The organism is Methylobacterium sp. Leaf123, assembly GCF_001423405.1.
Taxonomy (GTDB): Bacteria; Pseudomonadota; Alphaproteobacteria; order Rhizobiales; family Beijerinckiaceae; genus Methylobacterium.
This window is the reverse complement of the sequence record NZ_LMNS01000001.1, coordinates 55,882-76,091: the sequence shown is the minus strand read 5'-3', so window position 1 is coordinate 76,091 and position 20,210 is coordinate 55,882. Positions and strand designations below refer to the sequence as shown.

At 69.2% G+C, this 20,210-nt stretch carries 23 protein-coding genes; 12 read left to right on the top strand and 11 right to left on the bottom strand.

Annotated elements, in window-relative coordinates:
* Window positions 1–118: 118 nt before the first annotated feature.
* Window positions 119–886 (top strand): Bax inhibitor-1/YccA family protein, encoded by a 768-nt coding sequence (locus ASF53_RS00365; protein WP_056192144.1) that lies wholly within the window; start codon window positions 119–121, stop codon window positions 884–886.
* 156 nt (window positions 887–1,042) lie between these two features.
* On the opposite strand, the gene yidD is transcribed toward ASF53_RS00365, so the two are convergent.
* Together yidD and ASF53_RS00355 are read right to left on the bottom strand one after the other, a co-directional pair.
* A complete protein-coding gene (yidD, locus tag ASF53_RS00360; protein WP_056192141.1) occupies window positions 1,043–1,390 on the bottom strand; it encodes a membrane protein insertion efficiency factor YidD in 348 nt (115 codons plus the stop codon).
* Window positions 1,391–1,431: 41 nt separating this feature from the next.
* Window positions 1,432–1,905, bottom strand: a complete 474-nt coding sequence (locus tag ASF53_RS00355; RefSeq protein WP_056192139.1) for an iron-sulfur cluster assembly scaffold protein — start codon at window positions 1,903–1,905, stop codon at window positions 1,432–1,434.
* A gap of 284 nt (window positions 1,906–2,189) precedes the next feature.
* Here ASF53_RS00355 and folE point away from each other — a divergent pair, with 284 nt between their 5' ends.
* The 3 genes from folE to ASF53_RS00340 are packed head-to-tail and all read left to right on the top strand — an operon-like array spanning window position 2,190 to window position 4,448.
* On the top strand, window positions 2,190–2,939 hold the full coding sequence (gene folE, locus ASF53_RS00350; RefSeq protein WP_502690548.1) for a GTP cyclohydrolase I FolE: 750 nt from the start codon (window positions 2,190–2,192) through the stop codon (window positions 2,937–2,939).
* A gap of 19 nt (window positions 2,940–2,958) precedes the next feature.
* Complete coding sequence (hisI, locus tag ASF53_RS00345; protein ID WP_056192132.1) at window positions 2,959–3,381, top strand: phosphoribosyl-AMP cyclohydrolase; 423 nt, start codon at window positions 2,959–2,961, stop codon at window positions 3,379–3,381.
* Window positions 3,378–4,448: a patatin-like phospholipase family protein gene (locus ASF53_RS00340; protein WP_056192129.1), complete on the top strand. Its 1,071-nt coding sequence runs from the start codon at window positions 3,378–3,380 to the stop codon at window positions 4,446–4,448. The genes hisI and ASF53_RS00340 overlap by 4 nt, the downstream gene beginning before the upstream one ends.
* Before the next feature lie 41 nt (window positions 4,449–4,489).
* Here the strand turns inward: ASF53_RS00340 and ASF53_RS00335 are convergent, their stop codons facing one another.
* The 3 genes from ASF53_RS00335 to ASF53_RS00325 form a co-directional block, all read right to left on the bottom strand.
* Window positions 4,490–4,921 carry a CBS domain-containing protein gene (locus ASF53_RS00335; protein ID WP_056192126.1) on the bottom strand — a complete coding sequence of 144 codons (432 nt, stop codon included), beginning with the start codon at window positions 4,919–4,921 and terminating at the stop codon, window positions 4,490–4,492.
* A 356-nt stretch (window positions 4,922–5,277) separates the two neighbouring features.
* Window positions 5,278–6,165, bottom strand: a complete 888-nt coding sequence (locus ASF53_RS00330) for a transporter (protein WP_056192123.1) — start codon at window positions 6,163–6,165, stop codon at window positions 5,278–5,280.
* 240 nt (window positions 6,166–6,405) lie between these two features.
* Complete coding sequence (locus ASF53_RS00325; RefSeq protein ID WP_056192120.1) at window positions 6,406–7,230, bottom strand: rhomboid family intramembrane serine protease; 825 nt, start codon at window positions 7,228–7,230, stop codon at window positions 6,406–6,408.
* 241 nt (window positions 7,231–7,471) lie between these two features.
* On the opposite strand from ASF53_RS00325, the gene ASF53_RS00320 reads away from it, so the two are divergent.
* The 6 genes from ASF53_RS00320 to ASF53_RS00295 all read left to right on the top strand — a co-directional run bounded on the left by ASF53_RS00320 (window position 7,472) and on the right by ASF53_RS00295 (window position 13,335).
* Window positions 7,472–8,092 carry a PAS domain-containing protein gene (locus tag ASF53_RS00320; protein WP_056193748.1) on the top strand — a complete coding sequence of 207 codons (621 nt, stop codon included), beginning with the start codon at window positions 7,472–7,474 and terminating at the stop codon, window positions 8,090–8,092.
* 206 nt (window positions 8,093–8,298) lie between these two features.
* Window positions 8,299–8,922, top strand: coding sequence for a PilZ domain-containing protein (locus ASF53_RS00315; RefSeq protein ID WP_056192118.1), 624 nt, complete (start codon window positions 8,299–8,301; stop codon window positions 8,920–8,922).
* 441 nt (window positions 8,923–9,363) lie between these two features.
* Entirely contained in the window at window positions 9,364–10,023 is a 660-nt protein-coding gene (locus tag ASF53_RS00310; RefSeq protein WP_056192115.1) for a transglutaminase-like cysteine peptidase, read from the top strand.
* Window positions 10,024–10,229: 206 nt separating this feature from the next.
* Window positions 10,230–10,934: a transglutaminase-like cysteine peptidase gene (locus ASF53_RS00305; protein ID WP_056192112.1), complete on the top strand. Its 705-nt coding sequence runs from the start codon at window positions 10,230–10,232 to the stop codon at window positions 10,932–10,934.
* 121 nt (window positions 10,935–11,055) lie between these two features.
* Entirely contained in the window at window positions 11,056–12,171 is a 1,116-nt protein-coding gene (locus tag ASF53_RS00300; RefSeq protein WP_056192110.1) for an ATP-binding protein, read from the top strand.
* A 201-nt stretch (window positions 12,172–12,372) separates the two neighbouring features.
* The gene (locus ASF53_RS00295; RefSeq protein ID WP_056192106.1) at window positions 12,373–13,335 is read left to right on the top strand and encodes a Tim44 domain-containing protein; all 963 of its coding nucleotides are present in this window, start codon (window positions 12,373–12,375) and stop codon (window positions 13,333–13,335) included.
* A gap of 96 nt (window positions 13,336–13,431) precedes the next feature.
* On the opposite strand, the gene ASF53_RS00290 is transcribed toward ASF53_RS00295, so the two are convergent.
* The 5 genes from ASF53_RS00290 to ASF53_RS00270 all read right to left on the bottom strand — a co-directional run bounded on the left by ASF53_RS00290 (window position 13,432) and on the right by ASF53_RS00270 (window position 17,189).
* On the bottom strand, window positions 13,432–13,638 hold the full coding sequence (locus ASF53_RS00290) for a Trm112 family protein (protein ID WP_056192102.1): 207 nt from the start codon (window positions 13,636–13,638) through the stop codon (window positions 13,432–13,434).
* A 57-nt stretch (window positions 13,639–13,695) separates the two neighbouring features.
* A complete protein-coding gene (locus tag ASF53_RS00285) occupies window positions 13,696–14,364 on the bottom strand; it encodes an LON peptidase substrate-binding domain-containing protein (RefSeq protein WP_056192099.1) in 669 nt (222 codons plus the stop codon).
* Between the two features lie 85 nt (window positions 14,365–14,449).
* Window positions 14,450–15,358 (bottom strand): thioredoxin family protein, encoded by a 909-nt coding sequence (locus tag ASF53_RS00280; protein ID WP_056192096.1) that lies wholly within the window; start codon window positions 15,356–15,358, stop codon window positions 14,450–14,452.
* 233 nt (window positions 15,359–15,591) lie between these two features.
* Complete coding sequence (locus ASF53_RS00275) at window positions 15,592–16,128, bottom strand: hypothetical protein (protein ID WP_056192093.1); 537 nt, start codon at window positions 16,126–16,128, stop codon at window positions 15,592–15,594.
* Between the two features lie 71 nt (window positions 16,129–16,199).
* A complete protein-coding gene (locus ASF53_RS00270; protein ID WP_056192091.1) occupies window positions 16,200–17,189 on the bottom strand; it encodes a glutathione S-transferase family protein in 990 nt (329 codons plus the stop codon).
* Between the two features lie 169 nt (window positions 17,190–17,358).
* On the opposite strand from ASF53_RS00270, the gene ASF53_RS00265 reads away from it, so the two are divergent.
* On the top strand, window positions 17,359–18,477 hold the full coding sequence (locus tag ASF53_RS00265; protein WP_056192088.1) for an NADH:flavin oxidoreductase/NADH oxidase: 1,119 nt from the start codon (window positions 17,359–17,361) through the stop codon (window positions 18,475–18,477).
* Window positions 18,478–18,601: 124 nt separating this feature from the next.
* Here the strand turns inward: ASF53_RS00265 and ASF53_RS00260 are convergent, their stop codons facing one another.
* Complete coding sequence (locus tag ASF53_RS00260) at window positions 18,602–19,399, bottom strand: phosphodiester glycosidase family protein (protein WP_056192084.1); 798 nt, start codon at window positions 19,397–19,399, stop codon at window positions 18,602–18,604.
* A 228-nt stretch (window positions 19,400–19,627) separates the two neighbouring features.
* Between ASF53_RS00260 and ASF53_RS00255 the strand changes: the two genes are divergently transcribed.
* Complete coding sequence (locus ASF53_RS00255) at window positions 19,628–20,188, top strand: hypothetical protein (protein WP_056192079.1); 561 nt, start codon at window positions 19,628–19,630, stop codon at window positions 20,186–20,188.
* Window positions 20,189–20,210 lie beyond the last annotated feature (22 nt).

Below are 20,210 nucleotides of genomic sequence, written 5' to 3'. Positions count from 1 at the left end.
CCACTTGTTTATGGTTCTTCAAGCGAACATATTCGAGCGTGAGGCGCGCTCGATGCGCCAGGGGTCGCGCGTGGACCTCATCACAACTCCGCGCCGAGAGGTTTCAAGGGAAACTTTCATGGCATTCGACAACAGCCCGTTCCGTGCCGGCGCTCAGCCGCAGGGTTACGCCGGCTCTCAGGTCGAAGTCGACCAGGGCCTGCGCACCTTTATGCTGGGCGTCTACAACAACATGGTGGTCGGCCTCGGGATCTCGGGTCTCGTGGCGCTCGCCCTCAACATGGCCGCCGTCGCGCAGACCGGCGCCGGCCGTCTCGCCCTGACCCCGTTCGGGCAGTTCCTCTACACCAGCCCCTTCAAATGGGTGCTGATGCTGGCGCCGCTCGCCTTCATCTTCGTGTTCTCGTTCCGGATGGACCGCATGTCGGCCTCGTCCGCACGGATGATGTTCTGGGCGTTTGCGGCGGTGATGGGCGCCTCGATGTCCACCCTGTTGCTCGTGTTCACGGGCGCCAGCGTGGTGCGGGTGTTCTTCATCACGGCGGCGACCTTCGGTGGCCTGAGCCTCTACGGCTACACCACGAAGCGTAGCCTGTCGGGCATGGGCTCGTTCCTGATCATGGGCCTGATCGGCATCATCATCGCCTCGCTGGTGAACCTCTTCCTGGCTTCTTCCGCGCTTCAGTTCGCGATCTCGGTGCTCGGCGTCCTCATCTTCGCCGGCCTGACCGCCTACGACACGCAGAAGCTCAAGGAGATGTACCTCTACAGCGGCCTCGATGCCGAGGGTGCAGCCAAGATGTCCGTCAACGGCGCCCTGACGCTGTACCTGGACTTCATCAACATGTTCCAGTTCCTGATGCAGTTGCTCGGCGACCGCCGCTAAGCGACGACGTCGGTTCCGAACCGAGAAAAAGCCCCGGCCGAAAGGCCGGGGCTTTTTCGTGCGCGCAATCGCCGGGATACCAGTTCCGCTTTCCCGCCGGCCATACAGCGCGCGAGAGGCCGGCGCGCGACGAACGGGGCTCGGTGCGAAGAAGCCTCAGCGGCGCTCTTCCACCGCCTCACACACCAAGGGCGGCGGCGCCTCGACACCGCGCCAGCGTCCATAGGACCAGGGCCGGTGCCATGCGGCCCGCTCCGGCAGGCGCTCGGGGACGAGGTCGATGCCATGCGTGCCGAACGGGCCGCAGCGGCAGATGCGGGCAAAGCCGATCCAGCCACCGGCCCAGAGGCCATGCCGCTGGATCGCCTCATCGGTATAGGCCGAGCAGGACGGCCAATGGCGGCACTGGCGCCCGATCAGACCGGACAGCGTGAGCTGGTAGGCGCGGATCGCCCCATGCGCCGCTTGGCGGACCACGCGGCTTTCGGGCTTCTGCTTTCGCATCGTCGTTTGTCCGAAATGCCGGCGGCCATCCGGAACGAGGCTCAGGCCGCCTCGGGCGCGCCGGCACCCTTGCTGCTCCCCTTGCGGGCGGCGATCTGGTCGAGGGCGTCCACCACAGCGTCGAAGGTCAGAAGCGTCGAGGCGTGACGGGCGCGGAAGTCGCGCACCGGCTCCAGCACGGCGAGATCGGCCCATTCACCCTCCGGCGCGGGGCCGTTCTCCTTCAGCATCGCCCGCATCCGGGCGCGAACGGCGCGCAATTCCTCGGCCGTCGCACCGACGACATGCCGGGCCATCAGCGAGGAGGAGGCCTGCCCGAGCGCGCAGGCCTTCACGTCGTGGGCGAAGTCGGCAACCGTGACGCCGTCCGCATCCAGGCTCAGATCCACGGTGACGGTCGACCCGCACAGTTTGGAATGGGCCGTGGCCGTGGCATCGGGTGCCTCCAGCCGCCCGAGGCGGGGAATATCGGCCGCCAGTTCCAGGATGCGGCGGTTGTAGATGTCATCGATCATCGCTGACACGCCTTTCGCGGCGCCTGTTTTGAGGGAGGTCGCAGGATTCGTTGCGCCAGATACGCATGCCATGCATTGCGCGACGGCGCGATTGCGACGATATAAGCCCGACACCGCCATTCCGCGAGAATGGTACCGTCGACCCCGGTCACGCCCTGGCCCAGGATTCGGATCGTTCGAGGGCGTCGGCACTTGAACGTTTAAGACGCCGGGACGGATCGACGATGTACGCCAAGCCCGACAGCACCACCCTGAAGGCGCGTGTGGCGAAGGCCGGAGATGCCATGGATGCCGCTCTCAAATCCCTGTCCTACGGCATGAGCGACGACGAACGACGCATGAGTGCCGTCGGCCTTCAAGGAATGCGCGGCGCCAACGATCCGGGCCGTCCCGACCTCACCCCCGATATCGCGCCCCTGCCCGAATCGGCCCAGCGGGTGCCGAACGAGGTCGCGCTCGGCCGTCCGAGCCGGCAGGAGGCGGAGGCCGCCGTCCGCACGCTCCTGCGCTGGGCCGGCGACGATCCGACCCGCGAAGGGTTGATCGAGACCCCCGCCCGCGTGGTGAAGGCCTACGAGCAGATCTTCGGCGGCTATCGCGCCGACGCGGACGCGCTGCTGGAGCGGGTGTTCGAGGAGGTCGAGGGCTATTCGGACGCCGTGCTGGTGCGCGACATCCCGTTCTACTCCCACTGCGAACACCACATGGTGCCGTTCATGGGGCTCGCTCACATCGCCTACTACCCCACCAAGGGTGTGGTCGGCCTGTCCAAGCTCGCCCGCGTGGTCGATGCCTTCGCCCGCCGCCTGCAGACGCAGGAGACGATGACGGCACAGATCGCCGACACGATCGAGAGCATCCTTCAGCCCCGCGGCTGCGCCGTAATGATCGAGGCCGAGCATCTCTGCATGGCGATGCGCGGCGTGCAGAAGGCCGGCGTCTCCACCATCACCACGCAGTTCCGCGGCGTTTACAAGAACGATGCGTCCGAGCAGGTCCGCTTCCTGACCTTCGTTCGGAACCAGAAGGGCTGAGGCCCCCGAGCCTCCGACCATGACCGAGCGATTCGCTTCCCCCGGCACCCGTGCCGCGGTCGAGGAGGGTGCGGGGCTGACGCCGCGCTTCGGCTCCGACGGCCTCGTGGCCTGCATCGCCGTCGATGCGGGGGATGGGCGCGTGCTGATGCTCGCGCACATGAACGCCGAGGCCCTCGCCCGGACCTTGGAGACCGGCGAGGCGTGGTACTGGTCGCGCTCGCGCGGTGAACTCTGGCACAAGGGCGCGACGTCGGGGCAGATCCAGCGGGTCGTGGAAATGCGGGTCGATTGCGATCAGGACGCGATCCTGATCCGGGTCGAAGTCGGCGGCGATGGCGGTTGCTGCCATACCGGCCGCCGCTCCTGCTTCTACCGCGCGGTCCAGCGCGACCCCGCGACCGGCGCCATCACCCTCATCCCTGCCGACCCGGATCGATGATGTTCGAGGCGCCTCGTTCCACCGTGCCCCATTTTCCGGACGGGGCCGTGGAACCGGTGGTGCCGCGTTTCCGCTCCCCCCGCATCGGTCTTGCGCTGGGCGGCGGCTCGGCCCGCGGCTGGTCGCATATCGGCGTGATCGAGGGGTTGGAGGAAGCCGGGATCTTCCCGGAAGTGGTCGCCGGCTGCTCCATCGGTGCCGTCGTCGGCGGGGCCTACGCCGCGGGCCGCATCGGCGCCCTCAAGACGTTCGCGCTCTCGCTCACCCGCCGCCGGGTGGTCGGCCTGCTCGACCCGCGCATCACCGGATCCGGTCTGATCGCCGGCGAGCGCCTGCGCCGCCGTCTCGCGCGCGAACTCGACGGTTTCCGCATCGAGGATCTACGCCTCGCCTTCGCCAGCGTGGCGACCGAACTCGGCACCGGTCACGAGGTGTGGCTCTCCCGCGGCCTCCTGGCCGAAGCGGTGCGGGCCTCCTACGCCATCCCCGGCATCTTCCCGCCCGTGGCGCTCGACGGGCGCCTGCTGATGGACGGGACGCTGGTGAATCCGGTGCCCGTGCGCTTGGCCCGCGAACTCGGCGCCGATCTCGTCATCTGCGTGAATCTCGCCTGCGAAACACGCGCGCCCGCGACGGTGATCCGCCCCGAGCGGGATGATCCCGTGTTCGAGGCGCCCGACGAGCCGGTCGAGCGGGCGATCGAGGAGACGTTGGAGGCCACCGTGCGCCGCCGGGGCCGCTGGGGGCTGCTGAGCGGAGCGAGCCGCCGCCTCATGGGCCGCAGCCTCTTGGGCCGCCGCAGATCGGCGCCACCGCCCGCCGCCGGTCGGCCGAGCCCCGGCGTCGCGCGCGTCATGCTCGACGCGTTCAACATCACCCAGGATCGGATCTCGCGGGCACGGCTCGCGAGTGACCCGCCGGACGTGGCGATCCGGCCGCTTCTCGCCGAGTTCGGACAGTTCGAGTTCCACCGGGCGGCCGACGGAATCGCCCTCGGCCGGCAGGCGGTGCGGGCGGCCCTGCCCGAGATCCGGCGCATGATCGAGGGCGCGGCGGCGCGCAGTTGAGGCCGCCGCGGGCGATGGAGGCGCGAGGTCAGACCCGAAGGTCAGGCCATCGTGATGTAGTCGCGCATCGCTTGATGCTCGGCTTCGACGGTGGCGATGCGCCGCTTCACCACGTCACCGATCGAGACGACGCCGACGAGACGTCCCTCTTCCACCACCGGCAGGTGGCGGAAGCGGCCTTCCGTCATCGTCTCCATCACGTCCTCGATGCTGGCGCGCCGGGTGCAGGTCACCACCTTCGTGGTCATGTAATGCGAGATCGGACGGTCGAGGGCCGAGGCCCCTTCGCTGGCCAAAGCCCGCATCACGTCGCGCTCGGACAGGATGCCGATCACGCGGCCCTCGGCATCGCCGACCACGAGGGCACCGATCTGCTTTTCGGCCAGCAGGTGGATCGCCTCGTCGATGGTGCGATGCGGCGGCAGCGTGACCACCGAGCCGCCTTTCTCTGCCAGGATACGCGCAACGGTCATGAAGTCTCCTCCCAAGGGTAACCGCACCGTCAGCCCGCGGTGCGGGAGCGGCTACGACCGGGTTGGTCCCGGTTCTTCCGTGGCGAGTGTGTGGCGCCTTTGCCGCGCTGGCAAGCGCCGGGCGGGGCGCTATTGTTCATGAAAGAATAAAATCGGAAGAAAAGTTCAGTCTCGCCGTGCGGGGTTCGGCGGCAGAGCGCCTCCCCTCCGGCCCCGATGCGCATTCCGGACATGCCGCGCGCTGTACCGCACCGACATGTCGGCCGTGGCCAGCGCGCAACGAAAAAGCCGGCCCCCATGGCGGAGCGCCATCGGAGCCGGCTTCGGGTGGTGTCGCAGCGTCGGACGTGCGCGGCTCAGCGGCCGGCGGCTTGCTCACGGGTGACGAGCGTGCGGTTGGGGGCAGTGTCGCCCTTATCCTGCAGGAACGGGACGATGATGCGCAGCCAGCCGCGGGTTTCCTTGCCGCCGTAATTGCGCTCGGCCACGTCGCGGGTGACGTAGCCCTGCACGTTCATGAAGCCGAAATTGTAGCCGACGAGGCCGCCGACCGCGAGCTGACCCTGCTGCCGGTAGCCGACGACGTTGGTCGTGAGATCGACCGAGCCGAAGGCCACGGGGCCGACCTGCCACTTGCCGAACTTCTTGGTCACGGTGAGGTCGAGGTTGAGGTAGTCGGGATAGAGCACGCCGTTGGGCGAACGCGGCTCGAGGATGTGACCGTAGAGCAGATTGCCCGTGATGGCCCAATCGTTGGCGGCGTAGGTGAGCGCGAAGCGGTGGCTCAGTGAGGGCGACTGGGTCAGGAAGCGGGTGTCCCAGGGGAGATAGCCGCCGAGAAGGTAGCTGATGCCGACGCCGCCGCCGAGATCCCAGGCGAGCTGACCCGCGAGAAGCGGCTGCCCCCAGCCGCTGTTGTAGGGGTTGCCGCGCACGCTGGAGGCGGCGATGGGCGCGACGAAGACGAACTGCACCTGCCCGCCAAGGACGGAGAAGGGCGTCGCCCAGAGCAGGGTCGGCAGGTTGACGTTGCTTTCGGAATCGAGCGGCGCAGTCTCGCGCACGCCGAAGCTCGACAGGTTCACGGCGTAGAAGCCCTTGGGGAACGGCGCACCGAACGGCACGCCGAGGGTCTGGCCGGGCTGCGCGGCGGAGCCGGCATGGGCGGCTGTGCCACCGAAGCCCCAAGCGGTCGCAGATAGGGCGAGCCCGAGACGGGCAATGACGGCTGCTCGATGTTTCACCGGGGTCCACTCTCCATCAGAACGAAGCGATCATTTGATAGTTTTGTTTTAATCCGCTTCCGTTCATTTAATCGACGGTCGAGTGGCCACTTTTATTGCCGTCCCAATTCCAAAAACCCCCTACGTGGCACCGAAGACACAATCCTTCTTGGCTGACCTTACAAGTCGTTGGTACGTCTTCGCTTTATCGTCGTCGCCGCCTCCGAAGGCGAGGACGTGGCAGGCATTCGCGAAAAGCCTCTATGACCGCGCGCGGCGCGCCCCGCGCTCCATCAGCGGCAGGAGGAAGAACCCTGCGGCGAAGCCGCCGAGATGCGCGTCCCAGGCGATCGGCCCTTCGCTGCCCCCGAGCGGCAGGGCGAGGACGCCGAACAGCAGATTGGTGACGAACCAGACCCCGAGGAACAGCACCGCCGGGCGGTTGCGCAGCAATTCGGGAATCGTCTGGAGCGCCGGCCGCGGCGGCAACTGCCAGGGCGCCCCGGCCACGAAGGGCGGCGGAGGCTGGAACACGAAGCGGGCCGCCGCCGCCATGAGGGCCGAGATGCCGGCCGAGGCGCCGACCAGCGGCATCAGGCTGTAGGGATCGACGAGGAGGTGGGCGAGCGCACCGACCACGATTCCGGCGAGCGCCAGCAGGCCGTAGCGCAGAACCCCGTAGCGACGGGCGACCGGGGTGCCGAAGACGGCGAGCCAGACCGCGTTGAAGATCAGATGCACCCACGAGCCGTGTAGCAGGGCGTAGGTCGCACCGGTCCAGGGCATCGCCGACGGCTCGGCGACGAGGTAGCGGGCGAATTCCTGCCGCGCCGTGGCGATGTCGGGCCTGCCCGCCCCCTCCCCTGCCGCCCGGATGATCTCGGCCGCGGATGCGGGATCGAACGCGGCGGTCCAGCGGGCGGGGATGAAGGCGAGGTTGAGGAGCACCGACAGGTCGAGTTCGTCCGGCAGGACGGTGCGGACGATGTGGATCACGGCCAGAACCGCGATCGAGACCGTGACGACCCTCGGCAGGTTGAAGACGGGTACGCGGCCCTGGTGCGGCAGGTCGGGAGAAGCATCCATGCCGCACCATGTCGGGGGGAGGCGCGGCGCCGCAAGGTCCAATCGGGCACAGGGTCGGTCAATTGCCGCCGAATTCGTAAATCGCCCGTTAAGGTTAAGGATGGGTTGCGCGAGCGTGCCGGGATGCGACGGCATAGGGTGTGCGGACGAGGACCACGAACGGCGCACGGTGACGCGTTTCGTCCCGTGCCGACCGAAAACCGAGCCCGTTTCGAACCGGGCCGTACCGATGCGGAACATCATGAAGCATCCGACCAGCCGTCAGCTTCACACCTACTGGGACCGGCTGCGCGGAGAGCGGTCCGCGCCCGAGCGCGGTGAGATCGAGCCCGGCGAAATCCGTAACCTGCTCGCCGACAGTTTCATTCTGGAAACCGATCCGGCGCGGCGGTCGAGTGCCGTGCGCTTGGCCGGCACCCGCCTTTGCGCCCTGTTCGGGCGGGAATTGCGGGGCAGCTCCTTCGTCGATCTATGGGGTGAGCAACCGCCGGCCTTCTCCGATCCGTGGCACCTCGTCGAGACCGTCACCGGCGATACGGTGGGCGTGGTGGCGGGGCTCACCGGCTTCACCGCGCGGGACGAGAGCCTCGATCTCGAACTCCTGCTGCTGCCCCTGCGCCACCGGGGCAAGACCCAGGCCCGTATTCTCGGCTCCCTCAGCCCCCATTGCATCCCGACCTGGCTCGGCAGCCGCCCGATCCTGCGGCTCGAGGCCGTGTCCCTGCGGGTGCTGGAGACGGTCGCGCCGGAGCCGGCCGCGATGCGAACCTTCGTGAACGCCCTGCCCGAACCCGCCAACGATGCCCGTCCCGTCCGATTCGGTCATCTGCTGGTTCACGAGGGCGGGCGCGGCAACGCCTGACCCCGCGCCGGCCGGGACGCCGTTCCGCGGGGTGGTCGGCCGGCCTGAACGGCGGCAGCCGGCGCCGTCAGGCTCAATGACCGCCGTCTTCGTCACACATCCCGCCTTTGCGACGGCTGACGACCGGTGTTCGACCTGTCTGCAAGTCTTTTGTAACCGCAACGCGGTTAGTGATTCGGCTGGGACATCGAGACCGCCGAGCTGACATGACCGAGCTTTCCCGATCCGGGATGGCCCCCACCCTGTCCGACTACGCCGCCGAGCAGCGCCGGCACCAGCGGGTGCGCGCCACTCTGCTCGGTCGCTACATGCTGGCGGACCGGCGGGAATATCCGTGCCAGACGGTGGACATGTCCCCCGGCGGCGTCCGCCTGACCTGCGCCGTGATCGGCGCGCTCAACGAACGCGTGGTGCTGTATCTCGAACAGATCGGCCGGCTCGAAGGGGTGATCGTCCGCCATCCGCCGCGGGGCTTCGCCATGCGGATCAACGCGACGCCGCGCAAGCGCGACAAGATCGCGTCCCAGCTCATGTGGCTCGCCAACCGCGAGAGCCTCGGCCTGCCGGAGGGCCGGACCAACGAGCGCCTCGTGCCGAACCAGCCCGGCGTCACCCTGCGCCTGGAGAGCGGCCGGTTCATCGCCGCCCGGATCATCGACATTTCGATGTCGGGCGTGGCGCTCGCGACCGCCTCGTCGCCGCCGATCGGCACGCATATCCTGGTCGGCTCCACGCCCGGACGGGTGGTGCGCTATTTCGAAGGCGGCATCGGCGCCCAGTTCATGCTGCCGATCTCGCCGGACCGCTTCCACGAGGGCATCACGCTCTGACGTGACCGGGCGCCCCATCGGAGCCCGTGCCGGATAGACACCTCATCGCACGGGCTGGCGCCTGAACGGAGCGTTCCGCCGCGCATGGTCCGAGGCCTGAGGATCGCCGGCCCAGAGGGGCCGTGGCCGATCGCCCGGCCGATCCTGCCTTCCCAAGCCGCCCCCATTTTCCGGATCATCGCCCCGTCCGAGGCGAAGCGTGCGCAACCGCGGGATGCGGCGACCGGTGCGCCCGCAGCCCCGTGGTTCGTTCAGCGGCACCTCAGGGTTTCCTGATCCCTAACGCGATCCCCCGCATTTGCCGCAGATCCGTGAGCCGCAATTCGCCCTCACGCAGGAGCGGATCGTTGCCGGGGCGAATCGATAAAATTGCGCGGATCGGCTTCAGCGCGGCGGAGGAGGTGCGGCGACATCCTGGCCTCGTTCGAAGGAAACGCCACGATGCGCACCACCGGGACGGGTCATCTCAAGTCGGGTCTCCAGATGGGGATGCTGGCGCTGCTGGCCCTCTGCGTCGGCTTCCTCGGCGCTGCCAAGGCCCAGACGACCGCGCAGATGGCCGCCCTGCCCGCGACCACCGTCGGCCTCACCACGGGTGCTGCGGCCAAGCCGATCCTGGCCTGGACCGAGTTCTGCCAGTCCTATCCGGCGGAATGCGCCTTCGACGCGGCCGAGCCCGCCCGGATCGCCCTCACCCCCGCCATCTGGTCGAGCATCGTCTCGATCAACCGCCGCGTGAACCGGACGATCGACCCCGTGACCGATCAGGATCACTGGGGCCGCCCCGACCGCTGGGACCTCGCCGAGGACGGCGCGGGCGATTGCGAGGACTTCCAGCTTCTCAAGCGCCGGATGCTGGCCGCCGCCGGCCTGCCGCGCCGGGCGATGCGGATGACGGTGGTCATCGACGAGAAGGGCGAGGGCCATGCCGTGCTCACCCTCGTTACCGACCGCGGCGACTACATCCTCGACAACAAGACCAACGCCGTGATGCCCTGGCACGAGACCGGCTATGTCTTCATCAAGCGCGAGGGGCAGGACACTCTGGCATGGGTTTCGCTCGGCGGGGCCAGCTCGCCCGTCACCACGGCGAACCGCTGATCGGCTTTCCGCTTCGCGGCACGCGCCCGCACGTCTGAAGCCGATCGGCTGGTCGGGTGTGACCGGATTGCCAGCCTGATCGGGGTTGTTTCACCGTGGCACGGATAAGCGGCAATCCGCCTTCATCCTTCCGTCACTTTCGTATTGAGCCGGGCGGCAGCCCGTGCAAGCTTTGCCGGGAAACAGGGGCGGCAGGACGGTCGGCCATGCGGTACGCGGTGCTTCGGAGCGTCGGTGACGGATCGGCGTTCCCCCGCGGGAACGTGAGGCGGCGCCTCCGCCGGGCGGCTCATCTGTCCCTCGTCGGCGCCACGCTGCTGCTCGGCGGCGCCGCGGCACCGGTCCAGCCGAGCCAAGCCCGCACCGTCGCCAGCCTGCCCGAAGCGGGCACCGCCGCCGATGCCGGCGCACCGGCCCGGCCCGTGGCCGCCTGGAACGATTTCTGTGCCCGATACCCGTCCGAATGCACGGTCGATGCCGCCGAGCCGGCGCTCGTCACCCTGACGCCCGCTCTGTGGCACACGCTCACGACGGTGAACCGCCGGGTCAACGCCCGCATCAAGCCGATCACCGACATGGCCCATTGGGGTGTGGTCGATCGCTGGGACTTTCCCGATGACGGCTTCGGCGATTGCGAGGATATCCAGCTCCTCAAGCGCCGGATGCTGGTGGAGCGTCGCCTGCCGCGCCGGGCCCTGCGCATGACGGTGGTGATCGACGAGATCGGCGAGGGCCACGCGGTGCTGATGGTGCGCACCGACCGGGGCGACCTGATCCTCGACAACAAGACCAACGCGGTGCTGCCGTGGCAGCGCACGGGCTACAGCTTCATCAAGCGCGAGGGGCAGGACGGCCGGGCCTGGGTCGGCCTCGACAACGGCACCTCGCCCGTCACCACCGCCAACCGCTGATCCGGATCGGCTTTCGAGCGTTGACGGCCATGCTCCTGCCGCGCTCCCGACCATCCATGAGACGTCCCCTCGCCCGCCGGGCCTCCTCGCCTCCCGCCCAATCCCCTGTCGGCGGCGCCGCATGACGGTGTCCGGCGCCGCTTCCTCACCGCCCCCGGAACGGGGAGCCGAGACGGGCTTCCTCGCCCTGCTCCCGTTGCCCGCGCTCATACTGGAAGGGTCGGAGGCCGGGCCGACGATCACGGGGGTCAACCCCGTCCTGCTGGCGCTGACCGGCTTCGAAGCGGCCGCCTTGGTCGGCAGCGGGATCGAAGTGCTCGCCTGCCATCACGGCAATCACACCGGCTGGGCGCCCTTGCGCGAGGCCCTGGCCCGCGGCGAGGCCGGCAGCGCCGAGCTGCTGTTCGGCCGCAACGGCGGCGCCTCGTTCTGGGGCGAGATCCATCTCACCGCCCTGCCCGGCGCCGGCCCCCCCCGCTTCCTCGGCCAGATCGTGGACGTGACGCGGCGGCGGGATGCCGAGGACGCCCTCGCCCTGTCGCGGCAGCGGGAGGCGCTCGGCCTCCTCACCAACAGCGTCGCGCACGAGTTCAACAACTTCCTGCAGATCCTGATCGGCTATATCGACGGGCTCAAGCGGCGCCTCGGCGACCGGCCCGAGCCGTTCATCCAGCGGGCCATCATCCGCTCCACAGAGGCGTCGGAGCGAGCCGCCGTGCTCACCCGCCAACTCCTCGCCCATTCCCGGCGGATCGCGCCCGACCTGCGCCCGGTCGATCTCGCCGCGGCGGTGCGGTTCGGCCTCGACCGGTTGCGTCCCACTCTGCCGGCCGGGATCCAGCTCGACCTGTCGATCCCCGAGGATCTGCCACCGGCCCTGTGCAACCCGATCCAGCTCGAACTGGCGCTGGGCCACATCCTCGCCAATGCCTGCGAGGCGATGTCCGGTCAGGGCCGCATTCGCGTCGCGCTGTTCGCCATCGAGCCGGGCGACCGCTCGCTCCAGCGCCCGGAGGCCGGGGCTGTCGGCCTCACGGTCTCGGATACCGGGCACGGCCTGTCCCCGGAGATGCTGTCGCGGGCGCTCGCACCCTTTGCCACCACCCGCGAATCCGGTCGCGGCGCGGGGCTCGCCATCGTGCACGGGCTGATGAAGCGCCAGAACGGGACGATCTCGATCGAGAGTCGGCCCGGCGAAGGCGCGACCGTCCGGCTGGTTTTCCCGGCCGCACGGTGACCCACGATCCCGCAAGGGCGCGCCTCGGCGCCCTCCGCCACACCACAACCCAACATGGGTGCGAGCCGGAGCGTGGCGGTTCGTGAGACACTCTTAACCGTTCGAAACTCGCCCCGGGATCGGGACTAAAAATCCCGCTCGGACGCCACCATCTTAGAGGGGCAATTGTTCCCTTCCACGCTCACCACGAGGTTTTGACCCATGGCATCCTCCCCCGCGCGCCGTCGGCGCGTCGTGACCCTCCTTGCGCTTGCGGCTTCGCTCGCCCTCGCGGCGCCCGCCGTCGATGCGCGGCCGGGCGGCGGTGGCGGCATGGGCTCGCGTGGCTCGAAGACCTTCAGCGCGCCGCCCTCCACCGCGACCTCGCCGGGCGCCATGGGGCCGATCCAGCGTTCGCAGACGAGCCCGAGCCCCGGCTTCAACAATCCCGGCATGACGGCCCCGAGCCAGGGCCGGCGCTTCGGCGGCGGCTTTCTCGGCGGCATGCTCGGCGCCGGCCTTCTCGGTGCCCTGCTGGGCGCCGGCTTCTCCGGCGGCCTCGGTGGCATCGGCTCGTTCATCGGCTTGATCTTCCAGATCGGTCTGATCGCCTTCCTCGTGATGATGGCGGTGCGCTTCTTCCGCCGCCGTCAGGAGGGCCAGCCCGCCATGGCCGGCAACGCGCCCCATGCCCGCTCCGGGCTGCCGCCGCAGGGCGGCATGAATCCGGGTGTGACTCCGATGGGCGGGGGTTTGGGCGGTCCTGCCCGTCCGCAGCCCGCTCAGCCGATTCAGATTCAGCCGGACGACTTCCAGGCCTTCGAGCGCTCGCTTCAGGAGATCCAGGGCGCCTATGGCCGTGAGGACGTGGCCGCCCTGCGTCGTCTCGCGACCCCGGAGATGGTGAACTACTTCGAGGAAGATCTGCGCGCCAACGCCGCCCGCGGCGTGGTCAACCGGATCTCGGACGTGAAGCTTCTTCAGGGCGACCTGTCGGAAGCGTGGCGTGAGGGCCCGGCGGAGTTCGCCACCGTCGCCATGCGCTTCTCCCTGCGCGACGAGGTGTTCGAACGCGCCTCCAACCGCCATGTCGAGAACGGCCCGCAGGAGGCCAAGGAGTTCTGGACCTTCGTGCGCGAGCCCGGCGGCCCGTGGCTGCTCTCGGCGATCCAGCAGGGCCGGTAACCGTCCCTCATCATCCAACGAAAAAGGGCGTCCGGCGAAAGCCGGGCGCCCTTTTTATTGTCCGCTCTCTTACAACGACGGCGCGTCGCCGACCGATCACTCCGTCAGGGAACGGGCCTCTTCCGGCAGCATGATCGGGATGCCGTCGCGGATCGGGTAGGCCAGCTTGGCGGAGCGGCTGATCAGCTCCTCGCGGGTGGCGTCATATTCCAACGACTCCTTGGTCAGCGGGCAGACGAGGAGTTCGAGCAGGCGGGGATCGACCCGGGTCGCTTCGACGGGGGGGGTAGGCGTATCGGCCATGATCTTCGCTTCCGGTGGACGGACTTCCCCGACCGCCAACGGGTCGGGAGCCCTGATTTACTGCAACGTCGGCTCGGAGCCGCTGGCGCGCACCAGCTCCATTTCGGTGACGGCGACGAGCACCTCGGCCCGCGTCTTCAGGTCGGGCGCTTCGAGCATCGCCTGCTTCTCGCGCACGCCGAACGGGCTCATCATGCAGAGCGCATTGACCAGCGCCTCGTTCGACGCCTCGTCGATTCCGGCCCAATCGACCTGAAGCTCGTTGGCATCGACGAAGTTGCGCAGGGTCTGCAGCACGCTCTCGCGATCGACCGCCTCCTCGCCCGCCCGCGCCTCGAAATCCTGGGCGAAGGCGTCGTAGGAGACCAGGCAGCGGCGATAGGCGGTGGTGACGGACAATTCGCTCTCGACCCGGAAGCGGCTGACGCCGGTGAGCGAGACCAGATAGCGGCCGTCGCCGGTCTCGGCGAACTGGCTGATCCGCCCGGCGCAGCCGACCCGGTAGAGCCGCGGGGCGAGCGGCGAGCCGGCCCCATCCGCGTCCGGCTGGATCATGCCGATGATCCGGTCGGAGCGCAGGGCGTCGTCCACCATGGCGAGATAGCGCGGCTCGAAGATGTTGAGCGGCATCTGCCCCCGCGGCAGGAGCAGCGCCCCCGGCAGCGGGAAGACCGGGATGACGGCGGGGCAATCCGCCGGCGATTTGCAGCTCGGCTGCGGGCTCATGCGCGGCTTTCCAGCTGTGGGACCGGACGGGGAGCACCGCGTCCGGCCGCTTCGGTCGTCCCGGCGCTCTCGCGGAGACTGTGGCTCACGAGAACAGCAGCGTCGAGAGCTGGCGGCGCCCGCGGATCGCGGCCGGGTCCATCAGGCCCCATGCCTCGAAGAACTGGAGCAGTTGCTTGCGCGCCGCGTCCTCGTTCCAGCTCCGGTCGGCGCGGGCGATGGCCACGAGCTGATCGACCGCCTCCTCGCGCTTGCCCGCCCCGTTGAGGCCAAGCGCGAGATCGAACCGGGCCTGGAAATCGTTCGGGTCGGCCTCAATGCGCTTTTGCAGCGCGGCGAGGTCGCCGAGGCTCCCAGCCTGTTCGGCGAGCTCGAGGGCCGCGCGCACGCCCGCAAGCACAGGATCGTCGGCCTTGTCCGCCGGCACCATGGCGAGAACCTGCTTGGCGTTCTCGGCCTCGCCGAGTTCGAGCTGGGTCTTGGCCAGGCCGGCGATGGCCTTCAGGTTCTCCGGCTCCTCGCGCAGGACCGCGGCATAGAGTTCGGAGGCGGCGGCGAGGTCGCCCGCGGAGGCGACCGCGGCGGCCTCCTCCAGCACCTGATCGATCTCGGAGGGGCCGGCGAGGCGATCGACGAAGGCGCGCACCTCGGATTCCGGCACGGCGCCCATGAAGGCATCGACCGGACGGCCGCGGTCGATCGCGATCACGGCGGGGATCGATTGCAGACCGAGCTGCTGGCCGATCTGCTGCCAGACGCCGGGATGCTCGTCGATGTTGAGCTTGGCGAGCTTCACCCGCCCGCCCGACGCCCGCACCACCTTCTCGAGGACCGGCGTGAGCTGCTTGCACGGGCCGCACCAGGGCGCCCAGAAATCGACGATGACCGGCTGGTTCATCGACTCCGCGATGACGTCCTGCCGGAACCCCGCCGTGGTGGTGTCCTTGATGAGGCCGTCGACGGGGGCGCCGGCGGCGGCGTTGGCTTCAAGCATGGAGCCCTCGGAAATTCACAAAACGCACGTCGATGCGGGCAGCGCGGGTTCGTGCGGCGCATCTCCGCGTTACATGGGGCTTGGCAGCGCGGCTGACCAGACGTTTTCGCGATCACCGAACCGCTCTTGCGCCGGACCGGGGCCGGTTCGGCGAAAGAGCGCGTGACATCCCGAAGCCGACGTCTCGTGCCCGGTCACCGCACGGCCGGCACGAGCATCAGGCCAGACCGGGCTCAGGGCTTCGGCGAATTGGCCGAACCGTCCTTCGGGAGGTCCTTGGCGCCGTCCTTCGCCCCCTCCTTGCCCAGCTCGGCTCCGGCTTTGCTCTCGGTGAGGAACACGCCCGCATAGGTCTTGCCCTGCGAGGTCGCCTCGCAGGCGATCATCGTCTTGCCGGGCTCGGGCTTCGAGAACTTGCAGGAACCGACCGCGGGCGCGGGGCTGCGCACGATCCCCTCCTTGTTCTTCATGCCCGGCACGACGAGGCTGATCGGCTGGAGTTGCTCGGTCTCCTCGGTCTGCTCGTGCTGCGTGCCCGCGCCGCTGAAGCTCAAGGATTGTCCGTCCCAGGCGGCGAAGTCGAAGGTCGTGCGCCCGCGCGAGACCGTGTTGACGAGCTGTTCTTTGCAGTTCTGGGTGATGTCGACGCCGCCGATCACCAGCCGCTCGCATTTGCCGGTGATCGTCACCTCCGCCCCCTGCTGGGCCGAGGCCGGGCCGGCGGCGATCAGGCCGAGTAGGGCGAGTAGGGCGCACGAGCGGATCGTCATGGCGTGATGTTCCTCCTGATCGGCATTCGCTGCCGGTTGTTGCTGGGAATATTTCCTGCGGGGGTCCGGGTTCAACCGCCGAAGCGCAGGGCGCGATCGTTGGGCGCAGCGAAATCGAGTTCGGGGCCGAGCGGCACGATCCCGGTCGGGTTGATCCCGGGATGGCTGCCGTAATAGTGGCGCTTGATCTGATCGAGGTTCACCGTCTCCGCCACGCCCGGCAGGGCGTAGAGGTCGCGCAGATAGTTCGAGAGATTGGGGTAGTCCGCGATCCGGCGCCGGTTGCACTTGAAGTGCCCGACATAGACCGCATCGAACCGCACCAACGTGGTGAACAGGCGGATATCGGCCTCGGTCAGCACCGATCCGCAGAGGTAGCGCTGCCGGCCGAGCCGGTCCTCGATCGCGTCGAGTTCGGCGAACAGAGCGGTGAAGGCGTCCTCGTAGGCCGCTTGCTTGGTGGCGAAGCCCGCCCTGTAGACGCCGTTATTGACCCGGTCGTAGACGCGCTCGTTGATCGCATCGATCTCGCCGCGAAGGGCCTCCGGGTAGAGGTCCGGCCCGCCCGCGCCGAAGGCGCCGTTCAGCATGCGGATGATCTCGGCCGACTCGTTGGAGACGATGGTCTCGCGCTGCTTGTCCCACAGCACCGGCACGGTGACGCGGCCGGAATAGTCGGGCTTGGCCCGGACATAGAGTTCGTAGAGCCGCTTGGCGCCGAACAGCGCTTCGGCGGTCGAGCCCGGTACGCCGCCCTCCGCCTCGGACCGGAAGACCCAGCCTTCCTCTCCCATATACGGCGAGACCACCGAGACGGTGATGGCCTCCAGCCCTTTCAGCCGGCGCACGATCAGCGTGCGGTGGGCCCAGGGGCAGGCGAGCGCGACGATGAGATGGTAGCGTTCCGCCTCGCCGATGAACCCGCCCTCCCCCGTTGGGCCGGGGGTGCCGTCGGGCGTCACCCAGTTGCGGAAGGCCGCGGCCGAGCGCTCGAAGCGCCCGCCGGACTTTGCGGTGTCGTAGCCCTTGTCGTGCCACGCCCCCTCGACCAGCAATCCCATCCCGAACGGTCCTTCCGCTTCACGCAAGGGGTGAGATGGGAGAATCCGCCGCCGGGGGAAGCCTGCAACACGGATCTTGGGTGCCCCATGCGCGGTTCCGGGCTGGTGGCCGGGGCCAGCGTATCCCAGATAGGCCGCCAATCGCCGCCACCGCGCCCGGAGCCTGCCGATGTCCGCCCGCCTGTTCGAGCCCCTGCGCCTGGACGATCTGGAGCTTGAGAACCGCATCATCATCGCGCCGATGTGCCAGTACTCGGCGCTGGCCGGCGCGGCGACCGACTGGCACCTGATGCATCTCGGGCAGCTCGCGCAATCGGGCGCCGGGCTCCTCACCCTGGAGGCGACGGCGGTCTCGCCCGAGGCGCGGATCTCGCCCGGCGATCTCGGCCTCTACGACGACGCCACCGAGCGGGCCCTGGCCCGCGTGCTCGACGCGGTGCGCGGCTACGCCCCGATCCCGGTGGCGATCCAGATCAACCATGCCGGCCGCAAGGCGTCGAGCCGCGCGCCCTGGGAGGGCGGTGCGCAGATCGCCCCGGACGCCGTCGATGGCTGGCAGACCGAGGCGCCCTCGGCGATCCCTCACGCGGAGGGCGAGGTGCCGCCGCACGCCCTCGACACGGACGGGTTGAAGCGGGTGCGCGACGGCTTCGTCGCCACAGCCAAGCGCGCCCTGCGCCTCGGCATCGACGCCGTCGAGCTGCACGGCGCCCATGGCTACCTGCTGCACCAGTTCCTCTCGCCGCTCTCCAACCGCCGGGACGATCAATACGGCGGCAGCCTGGAGAACCGGATGCGGTTCCCGCTGGAATGCTTCGAGGCGGTGCGCGAAGTCGTGCCCGCGGGCAAGCCGGTCTGGATGCGGGTTTCGGCGACCGACTGGGTCGAGGAGGGCTGGACCCTCGACGAGACCGTGGAACTCGCCCGCGCCCTCAAGAGTCGCGGCGCGGCCGCCATCCACGTCTCCACCGGCGGCCTCTCGACGGCGCAGAAGATCCCGGTGGGGCCGGGCTATCAGGTGCCCTTCGCCGAACGGATCAAAGCGGAGACCGGGCTCACCACCATCGCGGTCGGACTCATCACCGAGCCGCGCCAGGCGGAGACCATCCTGGCGGAGGGCAAGGCCGACGCGGTCTCGCTCGCCCGCGCGATACTCTACGATCCCCGCTGGCCCTGGCACGCCGCGGCCGAACTCGGGGCGCAGGTGCGGGCCCCGAAGCAGTACTGGCGCAGCCAGCCGCACCAGTACAAGGACCTGTTCAAGAGCTCGGCCTTCGGGCAGCGATAGGGCTTACTTCCCCCATTCTCGAACCTCATCCTGAGGTGCGAAGCGAAAGCGGAGCCTCGACGGATCCTTCGTGGCCGCTTCGCGGCACCTCAGGATGAGGGTGTGAGTTGGACGGCGTTGGTCCCTACCGCGCCACCGCCCCCACGAGCGGCCCGAGCGGCCGGCTGAGATCGGAGCGGCCGAGGCCGGGCGCGTAGAGGCTCGAGACGCTGCCGTCGAGGAACAGGGCGTTGCGGCAGCCGAGCGTGTCCTTGAAAAGGCGCGCGAAGGCGCCGAAGGTCACCGGGCGCTCCGAGATCGCGAACACCGCGACGCGTCCGCCGTCGCGCACGCCGACGCCGTTGCGGATCTTCTGGCTCGGGCCGTCCGCCGAGATCTTCGGGTGGATCTTGCCCTCGATCACCAGCATCGGCCCCGATTGCGTGGCGAAATCGGGCGCCGGCTTGGCCCGCAGGTAGCGTCCGGTATCGAGCACGCCGGCACGGTCGCCCTTCACGTAGAAGACGCCGTTCGGCTTGAGGTGGAAGTTGCCCGGCCCGTTGGCGGTGGAGGGGCCCTTCAGCTCGCGTCCATCCTCGACATAGAGCCCGACCGGGGCCTGCCCCTTGTCGTACATGCCGGCATTCATCGCGAAGCTGAGCCGCGGGCCCTGCCTGTCGGCGAGGCTCGACAGCGAGCCGTAGGGCAAGCCGTCCGTTCCGAGCCAGAACAGCCGCACGCGCTCGCGCCGCAGATCGACGGTGCAGATTGTGTAGGGCTGCCCCTCGAACTCGACCGCGTGGCACGGCCCCTTGGCGACGGGCGCCGCCTGCGTTTGGACGGATGCCGCCTGCGCCTGGGCGGGCGCGGGTGCGAGCGGCCCGACAACGAGGCCGGAGAGGAGGGCAGCGGTGAGAGCGGGAACGGCGAGGCGGCAGCGCATCACGGGCGGGCGGTTCCTGAACGGGCGGCCCCTGCGGGGCAGGCGTGGCCGTATCCGCCCTCCTCGCGCGAAAGCATGGCAGCATTCAAGCAGTCTGGACGACACGCGGGGTCGTCCGCCACGGCATCACAAAAACTTTGAGACCAGAGGTCGCAGGGACCGATTTTTCCCGTCACACGTTCAGAACCATCAGGGGAGCAATTTTCTCTCTCGGGTGGAGACGATCTGATGAAACGGGTTGTTCTGGCATCGGCCGTGATGGCAAGCGCGCTGATGATGATCCCGGCCACCGCCGATGCCCGTCCGGGCTTCGGTGGATTCCGCGGCGGCGGGTTCGGTGGCGGCGGCTTCCGCGGTGGCGGGTTTGGCGGCGGTGGCTTCCGCGGCGGTTTCGCCGGCGGCGGTTTCCGCGGTGGTGGGTTTGGCGGTCCGCGCTTCGGCGGCGGCTTCGGCGGCCCGCGTTTCGGCGGCGGATTTGCCGGACGGGGCGGTTTCTATCGCGGTGCCGGCTTCGGCGGCTGGCGCGGCGGATATGGCGGTTGGCGGGGCGGCGGCTGGGGCTACCGGCGCGGTATCGGCCTGGGGGGCGTCGGCCTCGGGCTCGGTCTGGGCCTCGCGGCGGGCGGCCTCTACGGCGGTTATGGTGGCTACGGCGGCTGGGGTGGCCCCTACGGCTACACGAATGTCGGCTACGACCCGTATTTCGCCGGGGGTGGCTGCTACACCGTCCCGCGTCTGGCCTGGACGCCCTACGGCTACCGCCGGGTGCTGGTCGAACGCTGCTACTGATCGCACCGGAGACCAGGAAGGG